Origin of the sequence: Leptolyngbya sp. FACHB-711 (assembly GCF_014695615.1) — a bacterium.
Lineage (GTDB): Bacteria > Cyanobacteriota > Cyanobacteriia > Elainellales > Elainellaceae > Leptolyngbya_A.
In genome coordinates, this window is sequence record NZ_JACJOR010000029.1 from 1 (window position 1) to 4,525 (window position 4,525).

General features: G+C 48.4%; 5 protein-coding genes. 1 reads left to right on the forward strand and 4 read right to left on the reverse strand.

What is annotated here, in order from left to right; genetic code table 11:
- Positions 1–141: 141 nt before the first annotated feature.
- The 4 genes from H6F80_RS00355 to H6F80_RS00370 all read right to left on the reverse strand — a co-directional run bounded on the left by H6F80_RS00355 (position 142) and on the right by H6F80_RS00370 (position 3,582).
- Complete coding sequence (locus H6F80_RS00355) at positions 142–909, reverse strand: SDR family oxidoreductase (RefSeq protein ID WP_190789638.1); 768 nt, start codon at positions 907–909, stop codon at positions 142–144.
- 23 nt (positions 910–932) lie between these two features.
- Complete coding sequence (locus tag H6F80_RS00360; protein ID WP_190789639.1) at positions 933–1,946, reverse strand: NAD-dependent epimerase/dehydratase family protein; 1,014 nt, start codon at positions 1,944–1,946, stop codon at positions 933–935.
- A 154-nt stretch (positions 1,947–2,100) separates the two neighbouring features.
- Positions 2,101–2,607, reverse strand: coding sequence for a DUF6653 family protein (locus tag H6F80_RS00365; protein ID WP_190789640.1), 507 nt, complete (start codon positions 2,605–2,607; stop codon positions 2,101–2,103).
- A gap of 486 nt (positions 2,608–3,093) precedes the next feature.
- Complete coding sequence (locus H6F80_RS00370) at positions 3,094–3,582, reverse strand: hypothetical protein (RefSeq protein WP_242067084.1); 489 nt, start codon at positions 3,580–3,582, stop codon at positions 3,094–3,096.
- A gap of 168 nt (positions 3,583–3,750) precedes the next feature.
- On the opposite strand from H6F80_RS00370, the gene H6F80_RS00375 reads away from it, so the two are divergent.
- A complete protein-coding gene (locus H6F80_RS00375) occupies positions 3,751–4,218 on the forward strand; it encodes a MarR family winged helix-turn-helix transcriptional regulator (RefSeq protein WP_190789641.1) in 468 nt (155 codons plus the stop codon).
- Positions 4,219–4,525: the final 307 nt, after the last annotated feature.

Below are 4,525 nucleotides of genomic sequence, written 5' to 3' on the forward strand. Positions count from 1 at the left end.
TTTGTTCCACATGAGCGTCCAGAAGTTCGACCGCAGAAATTTGGCGATCGCGGATCATTTGAGCCAGTTCAACAGCGGACTTAAATACAATCTCGTTCATGATATTTCCTCTAATTCAGTGAAATGCTTTGTCTCTCCTGGTTATTCTTTTTTGGATAGTTGGCGCAAAAACTCATTCCAGCCAACTTTGCCGTACTTCTGGGTAGGGCAGAGCTGTGCTCCTGAACGAAATGCTTGCGCAATCTTGCCAGGAATGGGAACTTCTACAACGTTCCGTTTCCGTCCAGTTGCTTTGAAATACGCTCTAGCAAGATCGCCTGCTGTCCAAACTTCGGGTCCACCGATGTCGGTCACTCGTCCGGCAGGAGCTGAAAGAGCTAGTTCCACCAAGCGATCGGCAACTTCACTTGCTTGAATGGGCTGAAGCAGGAAGCCTTTAGGCATGAGCATGATCGGGAGACGATCGAGGAATTGAATCAGCGTCAATGCAAATTCATGAAATTGCGTCGCTCTGAGGATTGTCCAGGGAATTGCAGCCTGTTCGATTATTTGTTCAGTTTCAAATTTCATTCCGTAGTAGGGGTAGAAGGGGTTGCGATCGACTCCGACGATCGAGACATAAACGATGTGAGATATCCCTGCGCGTTCTGCTGCTTGAAGCAACCGCCTTGTCCCTTCAACATCGACTTGACGGGGATTGGTGGGGCTTGAAGCACAATGGACAATGACATCAATCCCTTCAACGGCTTGCTCCAATCCCTCACCCGTCAGTAAGTCTCCTTGAACAGTGCCAGGACGTTTACTGTGGCTGAGCACCTGGACGTTACAATCAGCAGTTTGCAGGCGATCGACTACTAGAGAACCGAGGGAGCCTGTCCCCCCTGTAACTAAAATTTTTGATGCGTTCATTTTGAAACTTCCTGATGGGAAAGTCAGGGTTTAAGCGTGGCTGTATTAACCCAATTTGTCTTGTTTGGGTGTGATTGACGCGGTTCATTGGATCGAGATTGAGTTTGAGTGCGATACCAATCGAGTGTCTGGCGAATTCCTTCCTGGTAAGAAGTCACTGTGGCTTTCCCGAAGGCAGATTGGTACTTGCTGCTGTCAATAACAAAGGGTTGTTCAAATTGATAGATCATTTCTGCCCCTTCCCGCGCTAAAGACCAAAACAGCCCCAGTGCTTTCACGACTCTAGAGCCATAAGCGATGACTCTCGGAACTCTTCCCACTTCCTCAAAAATCAGGCGGACAAACTCTCGCCCTGTAATCGGCTCAGGGGTAGGAATATGCCAGACCTTCCCGATCGCCTCATCCTGCTCAGCCAGGGTTATCAACCCTCTAGCAAAATCATCAATAAAGAGCGGTGTTAATGGCAGATCTAGATTGCCAAACCACGTGGCTCGCTTGCTTGACAGAGCGGCTCCGAACAAATTTTGCCCCAGCACTGACTCAACCAGTGGGCCGTATAACTCGCCACCACGACCAATCACTGCCTGCACTTGACCTTTGCTGTGAGCTGCAAGCAGCATTTCTGCTAACCAGGCACGTAATACCCCTTTGTTGCTGACGGGTCTGCAAGGTAAGTCCTCAGTCATTGGTCCGTTTACTTTGCCGTACATCCAGGTATCATCTGCAAACACATACTTGGCATTGGCAGCAGCGGCACCTGCGATCGTCGCTTCCATCACGGCTGGAAATAGCTCAGTCCATTGAGTAAACGGCGGATTGACGCAGTTATAGACCACCGTTGCCCCTTGGCAGACTTCGCGTATGTGAGTGGGATCTGTTGCATCGGCTTTGAGGATTTCGATATCGAAGGGAAAATTGGCATGACCACTGCGGTTCACGCCACGAACCTGTTTTCCTCGTGCAACCAGTTCTCGCACGATCGCACTCCCCGTTCCACCACTCGCTCCAATGACGACGTGCAGTTCGTTTGAGGTCATGAGATCCTCCTCCCTATCGGGAATCGATACCGTACTTTGAATTTAGTTAGCTTCTATGTCTTTCCATCCACCCCACGGTTTCCTCCAGCCTTGAGTCTTCTGCCGGTATAGGAGATGCGTCGCCAGACCCGCACGTGGAAGAAAGCATTAATGTCTAGTAAAGCCAGCTTTGATACTGGGGATGAGCCTGTCTCATATCCTCATAGAGCCACACCATACGGTCAAGAAACCACAGTTTGCTCAGATAAACGAGGGCACATCCCAGAAGCGTGAGACAACCATCAAGTGTGACTAATCCCCAGATCACAACCGCCATACCAATCACTGAAACCAAGCTCAGTACATTGGGAACCCGTTGATGGTGTTCTGGAACAGGAACGGTATCTCGATTCAACCAGACCCGTTCACCCAATACGCCTTTAGAAGCCCAATGATTAGTGGATTGAGGTTTCGCAAAGATGCGGGGATTGATCCACATCCAGAACAGGGCGATCGCGATGGGAACTAATGACCACCAACCCAGCCAGACACGGCTCCAGATTACCAAAATCAGAATCGGCAGGACAGTGAAACGAGTCCAAACGCTCCAGGGATTGGCATGACGTGCCCAGGTTTCCTCATCCATGTGAAACGTGTTGGCAATCTTACGTTCTACGGTCATCGCTATTGTCCTCCTCAAAATTGCAGGTTCTCTTCTAACCAAATTCAAACTTCTGCTTCAAAGGTCAACCGAACCGTTTGCCCTGTTTTGGGAAGGTAAACATTCGACCAGGAATACCCAAACCAACCATTGGATTGCCAATTTTGGGTTCATCTTGAGTCGTTAAGTATTGGACAATGAAGTGTCTACCCTGAGCAAGCCAGTTTTTGAATCGATTGCTGTTAAAGTCGAAAATGGGTTCAGTAATTTGTTTAAGTGTGCAGTTAAAAATCACTTTGTGCTTGTGTTTGCATCGTGGTTCCTCCTTATAGCTTTAAATTCATGTTCAATTTCAGTGACAATTAGAGCTATTTTCGGCGTTGCTGAATTGGAGTATGATTCGCTCCCCTAGCCAGCCAAAATTGGGGGGAACTGATCCTCAAAGTCCCCCAGCATTAGGGGATTTGGGGGACGATGCAGGGTCTCAAGCTGTGTCTTCATACTTCGCTAAGCCCTTGCTTCAACCTGAGCGATATCCAGCATGAGTTGTTCTAAGTTGTTGGGATGCATTGCATTGAGATATTTGTGAGCGAGCGCGGGGGTTAGCAACTCCAACATCAATTGGTTTTCAACCCAAAACTCAATCACATCAAATAAGCCATCTCGGCTACAGGGCAACACCCGCCATCCCTCTCGTGCAGCGATACGTTCAATCTGCTCCAGGTTAGTCGGCACAGAAATTGCCGCATGAACAGCACTGTAGCTTGCCGCATGAGCATCTTTTTGAAACCAGGCTTGGCCATCGCCCTGCCCTGGAACAATGACGCTATCGGACGGATAAATTTCAATGAGCGTGCCGTATTCATCACCTGCCACCACCATGTAACTGTCAGGGTTCGGTGGAAAAATTCCAACTTTTCCATCAAAAACTTCTGCTAGCACCTGAGCAACGTGTAGCGGGTTACTTGCCGGAATTGAAATGTGGTGAATCATCATAACGGTTTCTCCTTGCAGTAGCATTGATGAATATCATCAGGTTCTCTGACCATATTAGTCAGGCAAACTGACTACTGATTCGCCCGATCGATTCACCTTACTGGGTAAGCACTGGGTGAACCACTGGGTGAGCCACGCTAATTCAACTCAATACTGTTGATGATGAAAATGGAGCAGCGTGAAAACGTGACAGAGCAGGTTAAAACAATCGGTGCATTACTGCGACTCCCCTTTGAGGTTTTGCTCGATCGAGTTTACTCCAAAGTCGTGACGAGCGGATTTGAGGATATTCGTCCGGCGCATGGCAATGTATTTCGCTACATCTCACCCCATGGCTCTCGCCTGACAGAACTGGCAGACAACGCCCAAATGACAAAACAAAGCATGAATTATCTGGTTGAATACTTGCACAATCATGGGTATGTCGAGATGATTCCAGATCCAACGGACGGACGAGCAAAGTTAATTCGCCTCACCGATCAAGGACAAGAAGTGCAGCAAATGGCGATTCAAATCAGCCGACAAGTCGAAGCGGAGTGGGCAGCACAATTAGGGCAGCGTAAAATGTCTCAGCTTCGTCACTTACTGGAAGAATTATCAGATGTTCTCGACGAGCGCAATCCAAACAAGCGATAGTCATTGCTTGAACGCACCAGAACTCGACAACCGCATTCGACCACCCTTAGCTGACATATTCCTCAGCTCGATAGTCCTCCAGGTTAAGCATTTGTTTTCGATTCAGTATCTCAAGCGAACGCAACAGAGGCAGAAGACCTGTCCTCCGTCTAACTGTACTGATCGAATTTCGATCGCTCAATGCTCAATAATCGATCGACTGACGGCTGTGACGATGAGTTTCATCCACGCCGATATCAAAAAATCTGCCGTGTCGCCGTTCAGGTAAGCTCTCGAACCAGTATTATCTGGCAAACAAAAACTGATT

Bases quoted from the DNA above. Each gene is read 5' to 3' on its own strand.
- H6F80_RS00355 (WP_190789638.1), bottom strand. From the start codon at position 909: ATGAACGCATCAAAAATTTTAGTTACAGGGGGGACAGGCTCCCTCGGT.
- H6F80_RS00360 (WP_190789639.1), bottom strand. From the start codon at position 1,946: ATGACCTCAAACGAACTGCACGTCGTCATTGGAGCGAGTGGTGGAACG.
- H6F80_RS00365 (WP_190789640.1), bottom strand. From the start codon at position 2,607: ATGACCGTAGAACGTAAGATTGCCAACACGTTTCACATGGATGAGGAA.
- H6F80_RS00370 (WP_242067084.1), bottom strand. From the start codon at position 3,582: ATGATGATTCACCACATTTCAATTCCGGCAAGTAACCCGCTACACGTT.
- H6F80_RS00375 (WP_190789641.1), top strand. From the start codon at position 3,751: ATGGAGCAGCGTGAAAACGTGACAGAGCAGGTTAAAACAATCGGTGCA.